The 20,822-nt window shown below is 61.6% G+C and carries 16 protein-coding genes and 1 tRNA gene; 2 read left to right on the top strand and 15 right to left on the bottom strand.

Annotated elements, in window-relative coordinates:
• Nucleotides 1-715: 715 nt before the first annotated feature.
• From ACKFR8_RS10820 to ACKFR8_RS10775, 10 genes are all read right to left on the bottom strand, one after another.
• Nucleotides 716-4,711 (bottom strand): DNA-directed RNA polymerase subunit beta', encoded by a 3,996-nt coding sequence (locus ACKFR8_RS10820; RefSeq protein ID WP_408930048.1) that lies wholly within the window; start codon nt 4,709-4,711, stop codon nt 716-718.
• Between the two features lie 124 nt (nt 4,712-4,835).
• Nucleotides 4,836-8,315: a DNA-directed RNA polymerase subunit beta gene (locus tag ACKFR8_RS10815; protein WP_408930047.1), complete on the bottom strand. Its 3,480-nt coding sequence runs from the start codon at nt 8,313-8,315 to the stop codon at nt 4,836-4,838.
• Nucleotides 8,316-8,610: 295 nt separating this feature from the next.
• Nucleotides 8,611-9,567 (bottom strand): DUF3068 domain-containing protein, encoded by a 957-nt coding sequence (locus ACKFR8_RS10810; protein WP_408930046.1) that lies wholly within the window; start codon nt 9,565-9,567, stop codon nt 8,611-8,613.
• Between the two features lie 89 nt (nt 9,568-9,656).
• Nucleotides 9,657-10,004, bottom strand: a complete 348-nt coding sequence (locus ACKFR8_RS10805) for a HigA family addiction module antitoxin (protein ID WP_366780818.1) — start codon at nt 10,002-10,004, stop codon at nt 9,657-9,659.
• A gap of 238 nt (nt 10,005-10,242) precedes the next feature.
• On the bottom strand, nt 10,243-10,629 hold the full coding sequence (gene rplL, locus ACKFR8_RS10800) for a 50S ribosomal protein L7/L12 (protein WP_408930045.1): 387 nt from the start codon (nt 10,627-10,629) through the stop codon (nt 10,243-10,245).
• An 85-nt stretch (nt 10,630-10,714) separates the two neighbouring features.
• Nucleotides 10,715-11,236, bottom strand: coding sequence for a 50S ribosomal protein L10 (gene rplJ, locus ACKFR8_RS10795; protein WP_408930044.1), 522 nt, complete (start codon nt 11,234-11,236; stop codon nt 10,715-10,717).
• 326 nt (nt 11,237-11,562) lie between these two features.
• A complete protein-coding gene (locus ACKFR8_RS10790) occupies nt 11,563-12,369 on the bottom strand; it encodes an ABC transporter ATP-binding protein (RefSeq protein ID WP_408930043.1) in 807 nt (268 codons plus the stop codon).
• Nucleotides 12,370-12,375: 6 nt separating this feature from the next.
• Nucleotides 12,376-13,428 (bottom strand): FecCD family ABC transporter permease, encoded by a 1,053-nt coding sequence (locus tag ACKFR8_RS10785; protein WP_408930042.1) that lies wholly within the window; start codon nt 13,426-13,428, stop codon nt 12,376-12,378.
• Nucleotides 13,425-14,492: a FecCD family ABC transporter permease gene (locus ACKFR8_RS10780; protein WP_306508294.1), complete on the bottom strand. Its 1,068-nt coding sequence runs from the start codon at nt 14,490-14,492 to the stop codon at nt 13,425-13,427. The genes ACKFR8_RS10785 and ACKFR8_RS10780 overlap by 4 nt, the downstream gene beginning before the upstream one ends.
• Nucleotides 14,493-15,437: an ABC transporter substrate-binding protein gene (locus ACKFR8_RS10775; protein ID WP_408930041.1), complete on the bottom strand. Its 945-nt coding sequence runs from the start codon at nt 15,435-15,437 to the stop codon at nt 14,493-14,495.
• A 125-nt stretch (nt 15,438-15,562) separates the two neighbouring features.
• Between ACKFR8_RS10775 and ACKFR8_RS10770 the strand changes: the two genes are divergently transcribed.
• Together ACKFR8_RS10770 and ACKFR8_RS10765 are read left to right on the top strand one after the other, a co-directional pair.
• Nucleotides 15,563-16,357 (top strand): siderophore-interacting protein, encoded by a 795-nt coding sequence (locus ACKFR8_RS10770; RefSeq protein WP_306508296.1) that lies wholly within the window; start codon nt 15,563-15,565, stop codon nt 16,355-16,357.
• A 196-nt stretch (nt 16,358-16,553) separates the two neighbouring features.
• Nucleotides 16,554-17,288, top strand: coding sequence for a cryptochrome/photolyase family protein (locus ACKFR8_RS10765; RefSeq protein WP_373692309.1), 735 nt, complete (start codon nt 16,554-16,556; stop codon nt 17,286-17,288).
• A gap of 478 nt (nt 17,289-17,766) precedes the next feature.
• On the opposite strand, the gene rplA is transcribed toward ACKFR8_RS10765, so the two are convergent.
• The 5 genes from rplA to ACKFR8_RS10740 form a co-directional block, all read right to left on the bottom strand.
• On the bottom strand, nt 17,767-18,471 hold the full coding sequence (gene rplA, locus ACKFR8_RS10760; protein WP_296134761.1) for a 50S ribosomal protein L1: 705 nt from the start codon (nt 18,469-18,471) through the stop codon (nt 17,767-17,769).
• Nucleotides 18,472-18,569: 98 nt separating this feature from the next.
• Nucleotides 18,570-19,013 (bottom strand): 50S ribosomal protein L11, encoded by a 444-nt coding sequence (gene rplK, locus ACKFR8_RS10755; protein ID WP_296134763.1) that lies wholly within the window; start codon nt 19,011-19,013, stop codon nt 18,570-18,572.
• A 165-nt stretch (nt 19,014-19,178) separates the two neighbouring features.
• Entirely contained in the window at nt 19,179-20,138 is a 960-nt protein-coding gene (gene nusG / locus ACKFR8_RS10750) for a transcription termination/antitermination protein NusG (RefSeq protein ID WP_408930040.1), read from the bottom strand.
• Nucleotides 20,139-20,265: 127 nt separating this feature from the next.
• Entirely contained in the window at nt 20,266-20,595 is a 330-nt protein-coding gene (gene secE, locus ACKFR8_RS10745; RefSeq protein ID WP_306508298.1) for a preprotein translocase subunit SecE, read from the bottom strand.
• Nucleotides 20,596-20,619: 24 nt separating this feature from the next.
• Nucleotides 20,620-20,695 (bottom strand) — tRNA-Trp (locus ACKFR8_RS10740).
• Between the last annotated feature and the right edge of the window lie 127 nt (nt 20,696-20,822).

Genomic DNA, 20,822 nt, shown 5'->3' with positions numbered 1-20,822 from the left:
TTAGGGAATTTAGAGAACGGTCCAGAGCAGCCACTGACAGCCCTGGATTATTCGGGATGTCCACGTATTCGACTGGACTCAAGCTGAAATCTTACTGAGATTACGCCATGTGCACAACGTGTACATTCATTTAACTTTTTGCACATAACTTAAGGTGAGCTCACTATACATTAATACTTCCGTATATCAAGTGGTCAATTACTTATATTTACCCCCAAATTCCACCCAGTGAAACGCCAGAAACATTAAAAGGTTACTAGTATCACACCCAAAGTTTACCTGAGGTTTTGCGGACTCTTTTGCCGTGTCCCACTTTGTTCCCTCTTATATTGAGCGGCGTTGGTGATGTCATCGGAATCGTAGGGGCGGGAGAAGACGTCGACAAGCACTGTGTCTCCCGCTAGCCGCGCAAGTGCACCCCACCGCGTTTTCTGACCTACGCAATGTGGCGCACGACGCTGTCCCTTAGGTAGGCAGCCACCATGACCCTCACAGAATTCTGCTCGAAAATAGCCGCGACGAGTTCCCCTAACACGTCGAGCTGGCGGAAGGTTAACACACGGTCCGACTAGCACCACTGCAAGTACCCAAGCCATCGACGGGTCTATGGCACCGGTGAATCCGAGCTCAAAAGAAGAACCCCCGCTCACCCAGGAAGGGTAAAGCGGGGGTTCAAGACTACAGCGCACGGCGTGCGTGCGCCTAGCCGGTGGCCTTAGAAGGTGTAGTCCTCCTCCAGCGGCACGGAGGCGCCGGTGAACTCACCGAAACCGTCGTCGCCGTAGATGGAATCACCGTAGGTGGGGATGGAGTACGCGGCGTTGCGTGCAGCCTCAGTCGGCTTGACGCTGATGTTGCGGTAACGGGAAATACCCGTACCGGCCGGAATCAGCTTACCGATGATGACGTTCTCCTTCAGGCCGATGAGCTGGTCCGAGCGCTTGTTAATGGCGGCGTCGGTAAGCACACGCGTGGTCTCCTGGAAGGAGGCCGCAGACAGCCAGGACTCCGTAGCCAGGGAGGCCTTGGTAATACCCATGATCTCGCTGCGGAGCTGAGCCGGCTGGCCGCCCTCCGCAACCTGTGCCGCGTTGACCTGCTTGGCCTCAGAGAGGTCAATGAGGTTACCCGGCAGCAGGTCCGTGGTACCGGCGTCGATGACGGTACCGCGGCGCAGCATCTGGCGGATGATGATCTCGATGTGCTTGTCGTGGATGGCCACACCCTGTGCGCGGTAGACAGCCTGAACCTCGTCGATGAGGTGCTTCTCCACGCCGCGGCGGCCGAGGACCTCGAGCACGTCGTGCGGATCAGCCGCGCCACGCATGAGGCGGTCACCGGTGGTGACGTGGTCACCGTCGCGCAGGGAGCGCTCAATCATGGCATCCGGGTTGGACTCCATCGGGCGACGAACCTGAGCCAGGCCCTGGCGCTTCGACAGCTTCTCGTAGACCACGTTGTCGGAACCGTCATCCGGGGTGATGGTCAGGGTCCAGAAGTTGCCCTCATCGGACAGGGACACGGTGCCGTCAACGGAGGCGATCGGAGCGCGGTTCTTCGGGTTACGGGCCTCGAAGAGCTCCTGAACACGCGGCAGACCACCGGTAATATCGCCACCGACACCGCCCTGGTGGAACGTACGCATGGTCAGCTGGGTACCCGGCTCACCAATGGACTGGGCAGCCACGATGCCGACGGCCTCGCCGATATCGACCAGCTGGCCGGAGGCCATGGACTTGCCGTAGCACTTCGCGCACACGCCGGACGGGGTCTGGCAGGTCAGCACGGAGCGGACCTTGATCTCCAGCACGCCAGCGTTGACGATCTTGCGGCTGAGCTCCTCGGTGAGGTCGGAACCGGCCTCAGCGATGACCTCGCCGTTCTCATCCTTGACGTCGCTAGCCACGACGCGGCCAGATGCGGAGGTCTCCCACAGCTCGTGCAGGTCGTAGGAGCCCGGAGCCACCTCGACGCCCAGCGGGACGCGCACGCCCTGGCGGGTGCCGCAGTCCTCTTCGCGGACGATGACGTCCTGCGCCACGTCCACCAGACGACGGGTGAGGTAGCCGGAATCGGCGGTACGCAGAGCGGTATCCGCCAGCCCCTTACGGGAACCGTGCGAGTTGTTGAAGTACTCCAGAACCGACAGGCCTTCACGGAAGGAGGTCTTAATCGGACGGGTGATGTAGTCACCCTTGGAGTTCACAACCATGCCCTTCATGCCGGCCAGGGTCCAGATCTGACGCATGTTACCGGCAGCACCGGACTTCACGATCATCGGAATCGGGTTGTCATCGGGGTACATGTCCTCGACGGCCTTACCCACCGTGTCCGTTGCGTCCTTCCACAGCTCCACCAGGCGGTCGTAACGCTCGCGCTCAGTCAGAGCGCCCTGCTCCCAGTACTTACGCTCGATGCGCTCTGCTTCCTTCTCGTAGGACTCGAGCACCTCGTGCTTGTTCGGGAGGACCAGAACGTCATCCATGGTGATGGTCACGCCGGAACGGGTGGCCCAGTAGAAGCCAGCGTCCTTCATCTTGTCCAGCACCTGGGCAACGGTGATCATCGGGTACTTCGCGGCTAGGTCATTGATGACGTCACCGAGCAGCATCTTGTTGCCGGCGCCGCCCTTACGGACCATGACGCCCTCGAGGTACGGGTAGTTCCACGGCAGCAGGTCGTTGAACATGATGCGGCCCAGGGTGGTCTCTGCCATCCAGGCCTGGCCCTTCTGCCAGCCGTCCGGGAAGTGCTCGGCCTCGATGTCTGCCGGCGGACGCAGGTGCGAGATGCGCACCTTGATCGGGGCCTGCAGGCCCAGCACGCCACGGTCACGGGCCATGATGGCCTCCGCGTAGGAGGAGTACACGCCCTGTGCCGGCTGATCCTCGGTGGCCTCGCGGTAGCGACCCGCGCCACCGATCTCGTCCTCACCCTTATCCATGGTGAGGTAGTACAGGCCGGTAACCATATCCAGACGCGGCATAGCCAGCGGCTTACCGGATGCCGGGGACAGGATGTTGTTGGAAGCCAGCATGAGCACGCGGGCCTCTGCCTGTGCCTCGGCGGACAGCGGCAGGTGGACTGCCATCTGGTCGCCGTCGAAGTCGGCGTTGAAGGCCTCACAGGCCAGCGGATGCAGCTGGATGGCCTTACCCTCCACCAGCTTCGGCTCGAAGGCCTGAATACCCAGGCGGTGCAGGGTCGGCGCACGGTTCAGCATGACCGGGTGCTCAGAAATGGCCTCTTCCAGCACGTCCCACACCTCGGGGCGCTGGCGCTCCACCATGCGCTTGGCGGACTTGATGTTCTGCGCGTAGTCGTTTTCCACCAGACGCTTCATGACGAAGGGCTTGAACAGCTCCAGAGCCATGAGCTTCGGCAAACCACACTCGTGCAGCTTGAGCTGCGGGCCGACGATAATCACGGAACGGCCGGAGTAGTCCACGCGCTTACCCAGCAGGTTCTGGCGGAAGCGGCCCTGCTTACCCTTGAGCAGGTCAGACAGGGACTTCAGCGGGCGGTTGCCCGGGCCGGTGACCGGACGGCCGCGACGGCCGTTGTCGAAGAGCGCGTCCACGGACTCCTGCAGCATGCGCTTCTCGTTATTCACGATGATCTCGGGGGCGCCGAGGTCGATCATGCGCTTGAGGCGGTTGTTGCGGTTGATCACGCGACGGTAGAGGTCGTTGAGGTCGGAGGTAGCGAAGCGGCCACCGTCCAGCTGCACCATCGGGCGCAGCTCCGGCGGGATCACCGGGATGGCGTCCAGCACCATGCCGGCCGGGTCGTTGCCCGAGCGCAGGAAGGCCGCGACGACCTTGAGGCGCTTCAGGGCACGCATCTTCTTCTGGCCCTTGCCGTTGTTGATGATCTCCTTGAGAACCTCAGCCTCGGCCTCGAGGTCGAAGTTACGGATCAGGGTCTGGATGGCCTCAGCGCCCATGCCGCCGGTGAAGTAATCCTCGTAGCGGTCAACGAGCTCCTCGTAGATGGTCTCGTCGATGATCATCTGCTTCGGAGCCAGCTTGATGAAGGTGTTCCAGATTTCGTCGAGGCGAGCAACCTCGCGCTCGCCGCGCTCGCGGATGTGCTGCATCTCCTTGTCGGCAGCGTTCTGGACCTTGCGGCGCGCGTCGGCCTTGGCACCGGCGACCTCCAGCTCGGCCAGATCCTGCTCGAGCTTGGCAGCGCGCTCAGCGATCTCGGACTCGACGTCATCCTCCACGTCCTTCTTCTCCAGCAGCATTTCAGCTTCCAGGGTGGGCTGGTCGTTGTGGCGAGCTTCCTCGTCCACGGAGGTGATGATGTTGGCCGCGAAGTAGATGATGCGCTCAAGGTCCTTCGGAGCCAGGTCCAGCAGGTAGCCCAGGCGGGAAGGAACGCCCTTGAAGTACCAGATGTGGGTGACCGGAGCGGCCAACTCGATGTGGCCCATGCGCTCACGACGCACCTTGGACTTGGTCACCTCGACGCCACAGCGCTCACAGATGATGCCCTTGTAGCGGACACGCTTGTACTTACCGCAGGAGCACTCCCAGTCGCGGGTGGGGCCGAAGATGCGCTCGCAGAAGAGGCCGTCCTTCTCCGGCTTGAGGGTTCGGTAGTTAATGGTCTCAGGCTTCTTGACCTCGCCCTTGGACCAGCGGCGAATGTCGTCGGCGGTGGCCAGACCGATACGGAGCTCGTCGAAGAGATTTACGTCAAACACGTAATGTCTCCCTTTCATCCCCCGTGGCGGGGGAAGTTGATGGCTTGTTATGAGTTAAATAATTCTTTATGCCCGCCCCGTTTACGGAGGCGGACCAAGCAACTAGGCAGCTATGAGGCAGCTCTTAGGCGATGTCAGCGTCGGAGCGCTCGTCGCGGGACAGGTTAATGCCCAGGGACGGTGCTCCATCCATGTCGTCATCGTCGGAGCCGGACAGTTCCATCGGCGTGCCGTCGGTGGAGAGAACCTCCACGTTGAGGCACAGGGACTGCAGCTCCTTGAGGAGGACCTTGAAGGACTCCGGGATGCCCGGATCCGGGATGTTATCGCCCTTGACGATTGCCTCGTAGACCTTGACACGGCCGACGACGTCATCGGACTTGATGGTCAGAAGCTCCTGCAGGGTGTAGGCAGCGCCGTATGCCTGCATTGCCCACACCTCCATCTCGCCGAAGCGCTGGCCACCGAACTGTGCCTTACCACCCAGCGGCTGCTGGGTAATCATGGAGTACGGACCAGTGGAGCGGGCGTGAATCTTCTCGTCCACCAGGTGGTGCAGCTTGAGCATGTACATGTAGCCCACGGAGACCGGGTACATGTACGGCTCGCCGGAGCGGCCATCGAAGAGGCGGGCCTTACCGTGCTCATCCACCATGACGTCACCGTCGCGGTTCGGCTTGGAGGAGGCCAGCAGGCGGGAGATTTCCTCGTTGGTGGCACCGTCGAAGACCGGGGTCGCGGTGAGGGACTCCGGCGGGACGTCGTACAGCTCTTCCGGCAGCTTCTTCAGCAGGTCGGCGTTGGCCGGATCCTCGGTGTCGATCTTCCAGCCGGCGTGTGCGAGCCAGCCCAGGTGGACCTCGAGGACCTGACCGATGTTCATACGACGCGGCACACCGTGGGTGTTGAGGATGATGTCCACCGGGGTGCCATCCTCCATGAACGGCATGTCCTCCGGCGGCAGGATCTTGCCCACAACACCCTTGTTACCGTGGCGGCCGGCCAGCTTATCGCCGTCCTGGATCTTGCGCTTCTGAGCCACGTAGACGCGGATCATCTCGTTGACGCCCGGGGCCAGGTCGTCGTCGTCCTCGCGGGAGAAGCGGGAGACGCCGATGACCTTACCGGTCTCACCGTGCGGGACCTTCATGGAGGTATCGCGCACCTCGCGGGCCTTCTCGCCGAAGATGGCGCGCAGCAGGCGCTCCTCCGGGGTCAGCTCGGTCTCACCCTTCGGGGTGACCTTACCCACCAGAATGTCGCCGGCGCGAACGTCAGCACCGATGCGGACGATGCCGCGCTCGTCGAGGTCACGCAGGACGTCGTCGGAGACGTTCGGGATCTCGCGGGTGATCTCCTCCGGGCCCAGCTTGGTATCGCGCGCATCGATCTCGTGCTCCTCGATGTGGATCGAGGTGAGGATGTCCTCCTCCACGATGCGCTGGTTGAGGATGATGGCGTCCTCGTAGTTGTGGCCTTCCCACGGCATAAAGGCAACCAGCAGGTTGCGGCCGAGGGACATTTCACCGTTGTGGGTACCGGGGCCGTCGGCAAGCACCTGGCCTGCCTCCACACGCTCACCCAGGGACACCAGCGGGGTCTGGTTGTAGTTGGTGTTCTGGTTGGTGCGCTCGAACTTGCGCAGCATGTAGGTATCGCGCTGACCCTCGTCATCCATAATGGTGATGAGGTCTGCGGTGACGTTCTCCACCACACCCGCCTTCGGGGTGATGATGAGGTCGCCGGCGTCGTACGCAGCGCGCTGCTCCATGCCGGTGCCCACGTACGGGGCCTCGGAACGCACCAGCGGCACGGCCTGACGCTGCATGTTCGCGCCCATGAGGGCACGGTTAGCATCGTCGTGCTCGAGGAACGGAATCATGGCGGTTGCCACAGACACCATCTGGCGCGGGGACACGTCGACGTAGTCCACGCCGGAAGCGTCGGTCACGCCGATGTCGCCGTCCTTGAGGCGGACCTCAATACGGTCGCCGGTCAGGGTGCCATCGGCATCCTTCTCAACCTCCGCCTGGGCAATGGCGAAGCGATCCTCTTCATCGGCGGTCAGGTACTCCACCTGGTCGGTGACCTTGCCGTCCACGACCTTGCGGTACGGGGTCTCGATGAAGCCGAAGGCGTTGACGCGGGCGTAGGACGCCAGCGAGCCGATCAGACCAATGTTCGGACCCTCGGGGGTCTCAATCGGGCACATGCGGCCGTAGTGCGAAGCGTGCACGTCTCGCACCTCAATGCCGGCGCGCTCACGGGACAGACCGCCCGGGCCCAGCGCGGACAGGCGGCGCTTGTGGGTCAGGCCGGACAGGGAGTTGTTCTGGTCCATGAACTGCGAGAGCTGGGAGGTACCGAAGAACTCGCGGATGGCAGCGGAAACCGGGCGGACGTTAATCAGGGAGGTCGGGGTGATCGACTCCGCGTCCTGGGTGGTCATGCGCTCGCGGACGACGCGCTCCATGCGGGACAGGCCGACGCGGACCTGGTTCTGGATTAGCTCGCCCACGGTACGCAGACGACGGTTACCAAAGTGGTCAATGTCGTCGGTGTGGATGGCGATGGTCTCGCCGTTCGGAGCCTTCATCTCACGCTCGCCGGCATGCAGGCGCACCAGGTATTCGAGGGTGACAGCAATGTCTTCCTCGGTCAGGGTCATGAGACCGTCGTGGTCGCCGCCCAGTCCCAGCTTGCGGTTGACCTTGTAGCGGCCCACCTTGGCCAGGTCGTAGCGCTTGGCGCGGAAGAAGGAGTTATCCAGCAGAGCCTGCGCAAGGTCACGCGTGGGCTGCTCGCCCGGGCGCTGCTTACGGTAAATCTCCAGCAGAGCCTCGTCGGTGTTGGACACGCCGTCGGACTCCAGGGTGGACATCATGAGCTCGGAGAAGCCGAAGCGCTCCTTAATCTGCTCCTCGCTCCAGCCCAGAGCCTTGAGCAGCACCGTCACCGGCTGGCGACGCTTACGGTCGATACGGACGCCGACGGTGTCGCGCTTGTCGACGTCAAACTCGAGCCACGCACCGCGGGAAGGAATGACCTTCACGGAGTGCAGCGGGCGCTCGGTGGACTTATCGATGGTCTGATCGAAGTACACACCCGGGGAACGCACGAGCTGCGAGACGATAACGCGCTCAGTGCCGTTGACGATGAAGGTGCCCTTATCGGTCATCATCGGGAAATCGCCGATGAAGACGGTCTGGGACTTAATCTCCTGGGTGTCGTTGTTAATGAATTCTGCGGTGACGTACAGTGGCGCCGAGTAGTTGATGTCCTTCTCTTTGCACTCGTCCACGGTGTTCTTCACCGGCTCGAAGCGAGGCTCCGACAGGGACAGGGACATGTTGCCCGAGTAGTCCTGGATCGGAGAAAGCTCCTCGAGGATATCCTCAAGGCCGCTCGTCACGCGTGCGTCATCGCCGCGCTCTGCCTGCTCGCGTTCGCGCCACTCGGGGGTGCCGATGAGCCACGCGTAGGAGTCGAGTTGTAGATCAAGGAGGCCCGGGACAGCGATGGGCTCGCTGATCTTAGCGAAGGAGTATCGCTTCGGGGCTCCAGGGATGTTGGCCACTGACTTGGTCTGGCGGGAGACTGCCAAGATGGGTCCTTCCAGTACCTCTCGCGGATTGCCACCTCGCCCTGGCCGACGAAGCGCAAAACCGCTGGTAAATTTAGCATTCGGTCTGCTGTGGAACGACTGGGTTCAGAATGCACAAAATCACCTTGTCAAGCCGGTTTTGCCATCACCGCTCGAAAGGCTAAATGCGCACCGAAGATCCAGATTCCAGCGCAACGAAATAGCCTATAGCATAAAGGCCAGCTTGTAAAGAGCAAACGCCTTTATGGCGTGTCGCTCCCACGCGAGCAGCGCCCGGGAGGCTAGCTGGGGGAGTCTAGTCGGAGTGGCGAGCCGTGGGTCGTCGGAAAGCACCCAGCAGCCCCACCAGAGCCAACACCGCACCGAGACCGATGCCCCCCCAGCGCAGCCACTGCCCCACCGCGCTGCGCGGGAAGCGCTCTGCCTGCTGGAGGAGTTCCGCGCGGGATTCCTCGTCGGTAGCGCCAGCAAACGCGAACTGCACCTCACGCTCGGCGCCCGCGCGGTCGCCCCAGTAGTCCCGGATATCGACCTCCATGCCCACCACGAGCCCGGTGACCTGGTCCACGTACAGGTCCCGGCTGGCGCCGTGGTAGAGGTAGCCCTGCTCAGTCGAGCCGTCCTCGTTCTCCAACGTGGTCGTGGTCCCTCCCGCGTACAGCGTGGCCACGTTCGTGGGCTCAATCTCCTGGTGGTAACGGTAGACCGTGCGCCCGTCGATGTCGAGGGACTCCTCGAAGACAGCATCCGCGGCCTTACGCAGCACCGGGTCAAAGACCGGATAGGTGGTCTGCTCGGCCTCAGCAGGGAACTTCATCCAGTAGCCCTCCACCGGCACCTCGGCCGTGGGCGAACCCAACGTGTGGGACAAGGCGGCCGGGCCGGTGGCCTCACCGCTTAAGCGATCGACCGGGTAGGTCCACACGCGCGCAAAGCTTAAGTCCTCTACGTTGCCGGTACCCCCGCGAATGGCGGACTCCCCCACCCGCAGCGTCGCGGTGTCCTTGTCCGTCGGGTCCTGGACGTCCAGGTTGAGCTGATAGGTCATCGGACCTTCGTACTGCGTGGTGCCGTCGGCAGACAGCTGCTGGGCCGAAGCGTTGTCATCCTGCAGCGTCCACGTGGTGCCCTTAATGTCCAGCGGAAGGCGCGGGCTAAAGCTCAAAAAGCTCGACGCCGCCAGGCCGGCGGCAATCAGCGCAACGCCGAGGCCGAGCAGGAGGACGGAAAAGATGCGGGACTTGGGCAGCATGGTGGCTTATCCTACCGATTCGCTTGCTCAAAACACATTTTCCCGGATGGTGCGTTTCAGATTTATGGGGCTGCTGCGAGGGGCGGCCCCTACCTCGAACGCGAGTCAGCGTCTTCTTTGTGATTCCACGGAACGATGGTGCTGACATCGGTGGTCTGGCGAGCTTTCCACAGATCGTATTCCTCTTGGAGTCCGAACCAGAACTCCGCGGAATTCCCAAAATAGGCCGACAAACGCAAAGCCATATCAGCACTGATACCGAGCGCGCCGCGCGTGATTTTGGAAATTTGGGAACGAGTAGTGCCAATGTCGTTGGCCAGTCGATACTGGGTAATACCGCACGGGTTAAGGAATTCTAGAAGAAGAATTTCCCCAGGATGGGGAACGGGAACAACATCAACATGAGTTTGCGCGTCAGTGGTAGTCGATAAAGTCAACGTCAACAGCTCCTTCGGGTGTCCACTGGAACATGATGCGCCACTGCGAATTGAGCCCGCCGTTCCAAACTCCTACTCCGAAATTGCGCGACCCTAATAGTGTCCTTTCCTGACACTAGTGTCAATACATAACACTTCGGCCCTCAAAACGGGAACAACCCCGCACCGCGCAGAGCGGTCGGGGTTGTTGGTGCGCAGCGAATGTGCTGCGCGGAAAAGCTGAAGTAACTCAGGTGAATTACTTGAGCTCGACGGAAGCGCCAGCCTCCTCGAGCTTAGCCTTAGCGGCCTCAGCGTCGTCCTTGGAAGCGCCCTCGAGGATGGCCTTCGGAGCACCCTCAACCATTTCCTTAGCTTCCTTCAGGCCCAGGCCGGAGACGAGCTCGCGGACAGCCTTAATAACGCCGATCTTCTTAGCGCCAGCGTCGGTCAGAACGACGTCGAACTCGGTCTTCTCTTCCTCAGCGGCACCGCCGGCAGCCGGGGCACCAGCAGCAACAGCAGCAACCGGAGCGGCGGCCTCCACGTCGAAGACCTCCTCGAACTCCTTGACGAACTCGGAGAGCTCGATGAGGGTCATTTCCTTGAAAGCTTCAATGAGCTCGTCCTTGGTGAGCTTAGCCATGATTGGCATCCTTTCTCAGTTTTCCTGGCCGCCTTAGGCAGCCAGATGAATTTGTGTGTGTAATTGTGCGCCTTTAATCGGCGTCTTAAGCTTCCGCAGCCTTCTTGTCCTGCAGGGCCGCAGCGGTGCGGACCATCTTGGTTGCAGGAGCGTTGAATACGGCGGCAGCCTTTGCCATAGAACCCTTCATGGCGCCAGCCAGCTTTGCGAGGGTGGTCTCGCGGTTGTCCAGCTTGGCGATGGCCTCAACCTGGTCGGCAGACAGAGCGTTGCCGTCCATGTAGCCACCCTTGATAACGAGTGCCTTGTTGTCATCAGCGAACTTGGTGATGACCTTCGCAGCATCCACTGCCTCGCCCTTGATGAACGCGATAGCGGTCGGGCCAGTCAGGTGCTCGTCAAGACCCTCGATGCCAGCTTCGTTGGCAGCGATCTTGAAAAGGGTGTTCTTGGCGACGGAGTACTCAACGTCAAAGCCGAGGTTGTTACGCAGCTCCTGGAGCTGACCCACGGTCAGGCCACGGTACTCGGTGAGCACGATGGAGTTAGCACCATCGAGCTTCTCCTTCAGTGCCGCGAGGTCTGCGGTGTTCTTCGGGTTTGCCATCTTCTACTTCGCCTCCTTTCGAAACATCTCTTGTGTTTTCCGCCGGGACCTTTCCCACCTCGGTTGTCGTTAACGACAACCGAAATAACAAAAGCCCCGTGCAAGAGCACAGGGCGCGCGCGGAAATCCGCGGTAATTCGCAAAGTGTCTCCTGCGTGGGCCGCCCTCTAGAATGAGGGACCTTCGATCCTTTAAAAGGATGACCGACGGTCTTCGGTGAACTTTGACTCGGCCTCATCGGGCCGTTCAAACTTCGCTAGGTACTTTACAACCCGACCTGCTGAAACTCCAAATCGCTCCCCTGAGGGCTTTTTACTTGGGTTTCTTTATGGGGATGCTGACGTGCCGAGCACCCCACGCGGAACGATGACGGGGGCGTCGCTTCGCGGGTCATCCCAGATTTCAACGTCGATGCCATAGGCAGCTGCCAGCACATCTTTCGTCAATGCCTGGCGGGGAGTGCCCCGCGCGATGACCTCGCCATTGTTCATGACCACCATGGTGTCGGAGTACTGCCCAGCCAACATCAGGTCGTGCAGCACGACGACAACGGTCTTCCCCACATCGGCTTGTCTGCGCACAAGTTCCAGAACGCTAATGGCGTGGGCTGGATCGAGGAAAGTTGTGGGTTCGTCGAGAAGCAGCACAGGCGTATCCTGCGCCAAAGCAAGCGCGAGCCACACCCGCTGGCGTTGGCCACCCGAGAGTGCGGCGATGTCACGGTCGATGAAGTCCGTAATGCCAGTCTCCACGCAGGCCTGCGCAATGATGTCGCGGTCTTTCGTAGACAGTCCCCGGCCACGGCCCAGGTGCGGGTATCGGCCACGAGCGACGAGCTCGCCTACCCGTAGCCCGTCCGGCGCCGTCGGCTGCTGCGGAAGCAGTGCCACGTGGGCAGCTGCTTCCTTCGGGCTCATGGCGTGCACGTCCAATTCGCCGATGTGCACGCTCCCCTGGCGCGGGCGAAGAATTTTAGACAAGGTCTTCAGCAACGTGGACTTGCCGCAACCATTCGGCCCAATGAGCGTAGTGATTTCGCCCGGGCGGGCCACCAAGTCAACGCCCGACAGAATGTCTTCCCCATCCTTATAGCCAGCATGAATACCAGTGGCCGTAATTCCTCTGTCTTTCATAAGCTTTTATCCTCTCCGCCGGGCGGCATTCCACACCGCAATGACCAGGGCGCACCCTCCGATAATGGAAGTAACGGCGCCCACTGGAGCGTCCATTGGCAACGCTCCAGCAATGACAGCACACGCGCTCAGCAAGGCGGCGCCAGCAGCACACGACACCACCGGCACAGGCGAGGGCGTCCGGGCCGCAATGCGACCAAGATGAGGGGCCAGTAGCGCGATGAAACCAATGGGACCGGCCACGGATACAGTCACCGCGCAGATGCCCGTAGCTGCCACCAGCAGGAGCGTGCGTGTTCGCGTGATGTTGACCCCGAGGGAAAGGGCCGAGAGATCATCATGCGCAAGAAGCGGCAGCTCCCGAGCACACCACAGGCCGAGGATGACGAAAGGTGTTAACCCCACGAGCAGTGGAACAATGACCTCCATCCGCACGAAGCCCGTGGTTCCCGCCAGCCACAGCTGCGATTGCGCCGCGCGGAGGAGCTCAGCTGCGCGCAAGAGATACGCCACCAGCGCTTGGAATAGAAGTGAGAGCGCGATGCCGACGATGACGATGCGATTGCTCGTGCCAATTCCCCCAAGCACCACCAGCAGAATGGCCGCTAGCACGGCACCCAGTAGCGCGAGTCCCGCCCGCCACCAGAACATCGAGAGCCCTTCGACAAGCACAGGCCGGGAGAATACCGTCCCGAGAACCACCATGACAGACGCGCCACCAGTCACGCCCAGGATGTCCGGCGAAGCCAGCGGATTGCGCGACATCGACTGCGTCCACGAACCAGCCAAACCGAGCGCGGCACCCACGATGAGGGTCGCTAGTGCTACGGGCATGCGCAGGTCCCAGACAACGCGGATTTCGCTACGGCTTCCCCCGCCGTTGAGGATCTCCAGGACCCGCCCCGGGCTCAAGGCCACAGGCCCCTGTCCCAGCAGGAGGACATAGGAGCTTGCCGCGACTAGGACAAAGAAACAGGTAGCTCCCCATATCCATGTCCGACGCTGCCGCTCGTGGGAACGCAGATGCTTGACGACGTCCCCTTTCTGCAACCCACTCATAGCGTGCGCTCCCCGCGGTGTACGGCCCAGATGAGGAATGGCGCGCCCACAAAGGCCAAGACGATGGACATTTCCAACTCTGATGGGCCTGCGATGAGGCGTCCGAGAATATCCGCAGCGAGTACGGAGCAACCACCAAGTAATGCGGCCGGAGCGATCATCGCGGTAACTTCTGGCCCCGTGAACCGGCGCAGCAGATGCGGGATGGCAAATCCGACAAAGGCAATGGGCCCCGTCGCCGCAGTAGCGCATCCCGCTAAGATAACGATGCTCAAGGCCGCACCGCGCCGCGTCAGCATGGGTGAGCCACCTAGTGCGACCGAGGATTCCTCCCCCATTGCCAAAAGGTCGAGCGGGCGTGCCACTCGTGCGGCGACAGTAAGTCCGATGAGCAATCCGGCACCTGCGATGGCGACATCTTCTGGGCCGCGTCCAAACGTGGAGCCGATGGTCCACCGGCGCATGCTATCGAGGACATTCGTGGAGTACAGGCCGAGCAACATGGCGCTAGAGCTCAAGGCAGCAGCAACACCTGCGCCGACTAGGACCAGCGTCAAAGGATCCTGAAACCTGCGGGACACACCCAGTACCACTGCTGTGGCCATACCGGCGCCTATGAGGGCGAGCGCTGTCCGCATCCCAGTTGAGGTGGCGATTCCTAGTGTTGTCCCGAGGGCGACAAGGAACGAGGCTCCCGCAGTGATACCGATAAAGCCCGGATCAGCCAGGGGATTTCTAGTCCAGGACTGGGCGATTACACCCGATACCGCGATGGCCGCTCCCGCGAAGTAGGCCAAGAACGTACGGGGGATGCGCAGATCCCACACGATGTTCTCAATATCTGCTTCGCCCCTGTGAAGGAGGGCAGAGAACAGATCAGGCAACGGGATAGTCCTGGACCCCACTACTAGCGAGCACAGGAAAAGGAGAAGGGTCGCTACAACGAGTGCCGTGGTAAGCAGTGCGCGGCTTCTCCCCCGCGAGTCCAGTGTGGCTGCCTTGTCGCCGTGGTGTGTGCCCGCAGCACCGTGGATAGCGTCAGCCTTCCTCGGTAGCGCGAGCACTTAAAGTTTCTCTTCGAACTTGTCGACGGCCCACGGAATCGTCAGCGGGTTCGGCATGCTCATCGCATTGCCGGTGTCCGTGCCCAGGTAGCGAACACGGCCATCCTTGACCACGTCGAGGCCTTGGAACGTGGAGTCCTTCTTCAGTTCATCGGTCGCGCCGTTGTAATCCAAGACGAACAGGTAGTCCACGTTGTTGAGCTGGGAGTAGTTTTCCGGTGCATAGTCCACGAAGAAGCTGGAGCCATCACCCTGCAGTTCCTGCGGAATGTCAAAGCCGAGAGATTCGATGAACTGGCCGCGGCCGTCCTCTGCTGTGTAGAGACCCAGCTTCCCGTCATAAGGCATGACGATGGCTGCTCGCTTGCCCTGCAGCTCCGGGTGGGAGTCCTTGAACTGCGCGAAGGCGTCCTCCGCTTGGTCAATGAGCTTCTCCCCCTCCTCTTCCTTGTCCACGGCAGAGGCGATGGTCTTAACTTGCTCCTCCCAGGGCACCTGCCAGTCCTCGAAACCTTCGGGCTTCACGGTCAGCGGGGCGATATCCTCGAGGGATTTCTTTGCTTTTTGGTCCACTGCCTGGTTCACGGCGATGATCTGTGTGGGGTCCGAGGCAGTGACCTGCTCAAGAACCTCGGCCGTGAAGCCGGAAGCGGTGTTATAGATCACCTCGGGCTGGGCGTCTCCCAAAAGCTCCTTCGCCCAGGGGCCAACTCCGGAGGGATCACCATCCCCTTTCGCACCCCACGGCGCCACAGCAACGGGAGTGAGTCCGAGTGCCAGCACGGTATCGGCATCTCCCAGCCCAAGGCTTGCAACCCTGGGCTCGTCTGCGCCGGCCACGCCCGCGCTGTCATCGCCGCTTCCGCGTGAGCAGCCCGTCAGAGCAATCGCTGCCGCCGAGACAATCGCAAGCACGGCTTTCGCGCGCCGGTTGATGGCAACCATGGGATAAACCTTTCCTTCGCTGGGAACGAGCACGTGAGCATACGCAACCCCTAATTTATTTGAGGCTAGCCTAACTTAGGCTTTATGATGGTTTCAAATCTCCCTCCTACCTAGGATCACTCCCCTTGACATATCACCGCCTACTACCCGTCACCCTCACCGGGAACACTCGCCTCAAGCCACGGCTACACCGACTAACTTTTCACTCACCAGCGTTTGGTTCCTACCCCTTAGCCGGGCCTGACGAATACTTTGGGCTCCTCATGCCCCAAGATGGGCAGGATTTTTCGCCATTTCCGGTTGAAAATTCCAATGTTCGCGCCGCCGTCACGGGATTGCCCGCCAAGATTCGCCCAGCACTGCGGTGGTACACAATTCGCAAGCTCAACCAGGAAGCGTGCACCATCGATGTCGACGTAGTGACCCATGGCGACAATGGCCCCGGCTCACACTGGATCCTCAACGCCCAACCCGGGGATAGCGCTGGAATATATACCGGGCAAGCACGGTGGCAGGAACCTAGGAAGTCACAACTGTTGCTCGCGGACGCCTCCGCTCTTCCGGCGCTGTGGCACATCCTGGAACATTACGAAGCTTTTTCACCGGACTCCTTGGACGGCGTCGACGTCGTTGCTCTGGTCGCAAGCGACGACGAAATTGAGGATGAATTTGAGGAAACGTGGAGCGGCAAGGTTCGCTCGCTCACTATGGTTTCCGCTCCGCACGAGGACCACATTGCGCGTGCCAAACAGCTCCTTGACTCTCGTTTCACCCCGGATACCGCACCCGATTCGGTATGGGTATCCGGCGAAGGGGACCTCGCCAAAGCAGTACGCGCCATAGCTGTGCACGACTGGGGTGTGCCGCGCGAGGACGTCATCTGGTCCGTGTATTGGATGAACGGGAAGCCGCGGCCCTAATCCCTCTGCACGCGCCGCGCGCCAGCACCTTCACGACCATTCTCTTGGCGAACCGGTACCCATCCCCACGCTCAGCGGCCCGGGCGCACACGCCTTTGCCGAACTGACCGAGCCATTCCCTACCGCTGCCCCGCTCCCCTAGCAACAACGCCTTGCAGACCACTGGGAACCCGGTGAACTCGCCGCGCGGAAAACGGTGGCAGACCTTGAGCTTGACCATTACGACCGCGACCGGGACTTCTTTGCCCGCCCTGCCACCTCCCGGCTGTCCCCACGCTTACGCTTTGGTGAAATCTCTGTCCGCGAAGTCTGGCACGCCGCCAGCGAGCTGCCTGGCGATGCCTCTAGTTTCCACTCCGAGCTACTGTGGCGCGATTTTGCCTGGCACCGCCTCTACCACGTCCCCACACTGGCCACCGAACCCGTGCGCGAGCAGTCCCGCGCCTTCGACTGGTATCGCGACACCGAGGGCGTGCGCACCGACGGCACCGATCCCCGCCCACACGCCTACGCCCCGCTCGAGGCATGGCGCCGGGGACAGACGGGCATCGCGCTTGTCGACGCCGCCATGGCCGAACTCTGGCACACCGGCTACATGCACAATCGTGCCCGCATGGTCGTCGGCTCCTTCTTGACAAAGAACTTGGGTATCGACTGGCGCCACGGAGAAGAGTGGTTCTTGGACACCCTCGTGGACGCCGACCCAGCCTCAAACCCCTTCAACTGGCAATGGGTGGCCGGCTGCGGCGATGACGCGGCACCCTACTTCCGCATCTTTAACCCCGAGCTCCAGTCCAAGAAGTTCGACCCGGACGGCGCTTACGTGAAGCGCTGGGCCCCGCCGCTTTCGCCGCCACCCATCGTGGATCTCAAGGAATCCCGCCGCGCGGCCCTCGACGCCTACGCGGAGATGAAGGACGCCACCTCCTAGCCGTAGCGCTCGGGATGTGCGACGGGCAATGGGACCGAAGTAATGGCACCTTATGCACACCCTCGCATCCATTCACCTGGTCTTTTCGTGATGTGGCGCCACAAATGGCATCTTTAGGTTGGTCCCATAAGCCCGAGACCACGTTGCCCCCCCACGCTGACCCCCACAGTGCAGCACACAGCACAACGCGGGCCCCGGACGAATCCGGAACCCGCGGTGCAAAGGGTCTTGTTTATCAGGCGGTTTCTCACGCCGCCCGCCCTGCAAGACTCAGGGTGTTCTCTCTATCTCTCATGCGCCTCTCTCAAACGCACAACATTATTATGCGGCACATTCCTTGTAATGCCATACCACGAACCTGCCAATTGCCTGTTAGTGAGAAAACAGCACATACACTGGATAAACACCGACCAGAAAACGGGAAAAGACCCCCGCTCGCACGCGAGCGGAGGCCTTGACGCCGTTAACACTGAGAGGATTACTCGGTGTAGTTCTTCTCCACGGAAGCGTCGACCGGGATGCCCGGGCCGGAGGTGGTGGAGATGGTGATCTTCTTGGCGTAGATGCCCTTGGAGGAAGCCGGCTTCAGACGAATGATCTCGTCGTACAGCGCGCCGTAGTTCTCAGCCAGCTTCTCAGCATCGAAGGAAGCCTTGCCGATGATGGCGTGCAGGTTGGAGGCCTTGTCCACGCGGAAGGAAATCTTACCGCCCTTGACGTCAGCAACAGCCTTGGTCACGTCAGCGGTGACGGTGCCGGTCTTCGGGTTCGGCATCAGACCACGCGGGCCGAGGACGCGGGCCACGCGGCCGACCTTGGCCATCTGGTCCGGGGTAGCGATAGCAACGTCGAAGTCGATGTTGCCCTCGTTGATGGCGGAGATCAGCTCGTCGGTGCCCACGATGTCGGCGCCGGCAGCCTTGGCGGCCTCAGCCTTGTCACCCTCGGCGAAGACGGCCACGCGGACGTCCTTACCGGTGCCGTTCGGCAGGGAAACGGTGCCGCGGACCAACTGGTCAGCCTTGCGCGGGTCAACGCCGAGGCGGAAGACAACGTCCACGGTGGCGTCGAAGTTCTTGGAGGAGGTCTCCTTGGCCAGCTTGGCAGCGTCGATCGGACGGTACAGGCGGGACTTGTCTACCAGCTCGGCAGCAGCCTTGTAAGCCTTGGACTTGGTGCTCATATGATGCAATTCCTTTTCTTGGATTGATGTGGTCAATGCGGGCCGTAGCTGGCCCTACCACGCGCGATACGTGATGTACCGCGCTGATGTGAAGTTATTTACTTAGCCGGGATGCCGTCAACGGTGATGCCCATGGAGCGAGCGGTACCAGCGATGATGCGGGCGCCGTTGTCGATGTCACGAGCGTTGAGGTCCTCGAACTTGGTCTGTGCAATCTCCTTGCACTGATCCCAGGTCACGGAGCCGACCTTGTCGGTGTGCGGAACGCCGGAGCCCTTCTTGATGCCAGCGGCCTTCAGCAGCAGCTTCGCAGCCGGCGGGGTCTTCAGCTTGAAGTCGAAGGAGCGGTCCTCGTACACGGTGATTTCCACCGGGACGACATTGCCGCGCTGGGACTCGGTCGCAGCGTTGTAGGCCTTGCAGAACTCCATGATGTTGACGCCGTGGGCACCGAGTGCCGGGCCAACCGGCGGGGCCGGGTTAGCGGAGCCTGCCTCGATCTGGAGCTTGATGAAGCCAGTAACCTTCTTCTTGGGAGCCATCGAATTACCTCTTTCCTGTGGTACCGAGGTGCCGCCACGATGAATAACTGCACCCCGTCCGGATGCTCACGCGTTGTGGGCCACCGGAGGATGAACGTTTTCTCATGCGCAAAAGCGCACGGCGTTCAAGTTTAGAACACCGTGCGCCCAGCTCAAAATCGCTTTTTAGGAGATGCGCTCGATCTCCGTCGGGGACAGCTCCACCGGGGTCTCGCGGCCGAAGATGGACACCAGGCCCTGCATCTTGCCGGTCTCCGGATCGATCTCGGAGATGGTGGCGGAGACGGAGGCCAGCGGGCCGGACAGGATGGTGACGGCCTCGCCGACCTCGAAGTCGTGAGCGTAGGCCTTGGCGGCCTCCTTCTCCGGCATGGCCACGACCTGCTCGCCGTCGGAATCAGCAGCCGAGCTCTCCGGGGTCACGGTGGCGTCGTTCGGCATGAGGAACTTTGCCACGTCGCGGATCTTCACCGGGGTGGCGTTGCCCTCGTTGCCCACGAAGGAGGTCACGCCCGGGGTATCGCGGACGACGGACCAGGCGGCGTCGTTAAGCTCCATGCGCACCAGGACGTAGCCCGGCAGCAGCTTGCGCTTGACTACCTTCTTCTTGCCGTCCTTCTTTTCCAGGATCTGCTCCACCGGCACGACGACCTCGAAGATGGAGTCCTCCACCTCGAGGGTCTGGGCACGCATGTCCAGGTTGGTCTTCACCTTGTTCTCGTAGCCGGAGTAGCACTGGATGATGTACCACTGGCCCGGCTGCTTCTTCAGCTCACGGGTGAATGCGCGCAGGCGGGTCTTGTACTCGGCCTCGGCGGCAGCTGCGGCGCCTGCTTCTGCGCCTTCCGACGCCTCCTCGACCGCACCTTCCGCATCGTCCGCGCTTCCGCCGAGCGCTGCCTCCGCAGCCTTGGTGGCCGCCTCCTTCTCGGCAGCTTCCTTCTCCTCCGGGCTAAGCTCCTCCTGAGCTTCCTGGCCCTCCTGGGCCTCCTGCGGGGCGTCCTGAGGCTCGCCGGCGGTCTGGGCGTCGGAGGATTCGGCGGCTTCCGCAGCCTCGGCGGCCTGATCCTGGACGTTGTCGATCATGGCCTGCTCGAGGGAGGTGCCGGTGGTTTCGTCGCTCATTGTCTTCTCCATCTAGGTTTTTCTAGTCCACACCAGGGTACTCGGCCGAGCTCCCCGCGTGGTCAGGGCAAAAAGTATCCCGCCGTTCCCCTAGGGGATTCGGCGGGATGAAAGTATGTACGTCAGTTTACTTCGGCGCGAGGACCGCTTCAACTCCGAGGCCGGTGAGCGTGTCGACGCCCCACACCAGCGCGGTAAGAACCACGAGGAAGGCGAAGGTCACCAGCACGTACTGGAGCATCTCCTTGCCGGTAGGCCATACAACCTTTTTAATCTCGGAAGCGACCTCACCCGGGAAGGCGGCGATGGAACCGCCAGCAGATTCTTCCTTCTTGTCCTCTACGCGGACGACGCGCTTGTCGTTGTAGGACTCGGTAGAGGTGGTAGCCGCACCAGAAAGCTGGCGCTTGCCTGTCGGGCGTGCGGCGCCGGTGCCGGGCTGCTTCTCATCGCTCACGGCGAATCCTCCTTGGAAGTGATGTGGCAGGGGCGACAGGACTCGAACCTGCAACCTACGGTTTTGGAGACCGTTGCGCTACCAATTGCGCCACGCCCCTTTGCGTGTCCTTTTTGGGACAACGCACAACCCTACCAGAACGGTGATTCCGCATGGAAACCACCCGCCTTGCTGGGCTGGGAGTCGGTAATAAAAAAGCGCCCGGGTTACGGGCGCTTTCCTTTCCC

It is taken from the genome of Corynebacterium axilliensis (assembly GCF_046097495.1).
GTDB lineage: Bacteria > Actinomycetota > Actinomycetes > Mycobacteriales > Mycobacteriaceae > Corynebacterium.
Note: the sequence above shows the minus strand (reverse complement) of the source record. Positions and strands in the feature narration are given on the sequence as shown.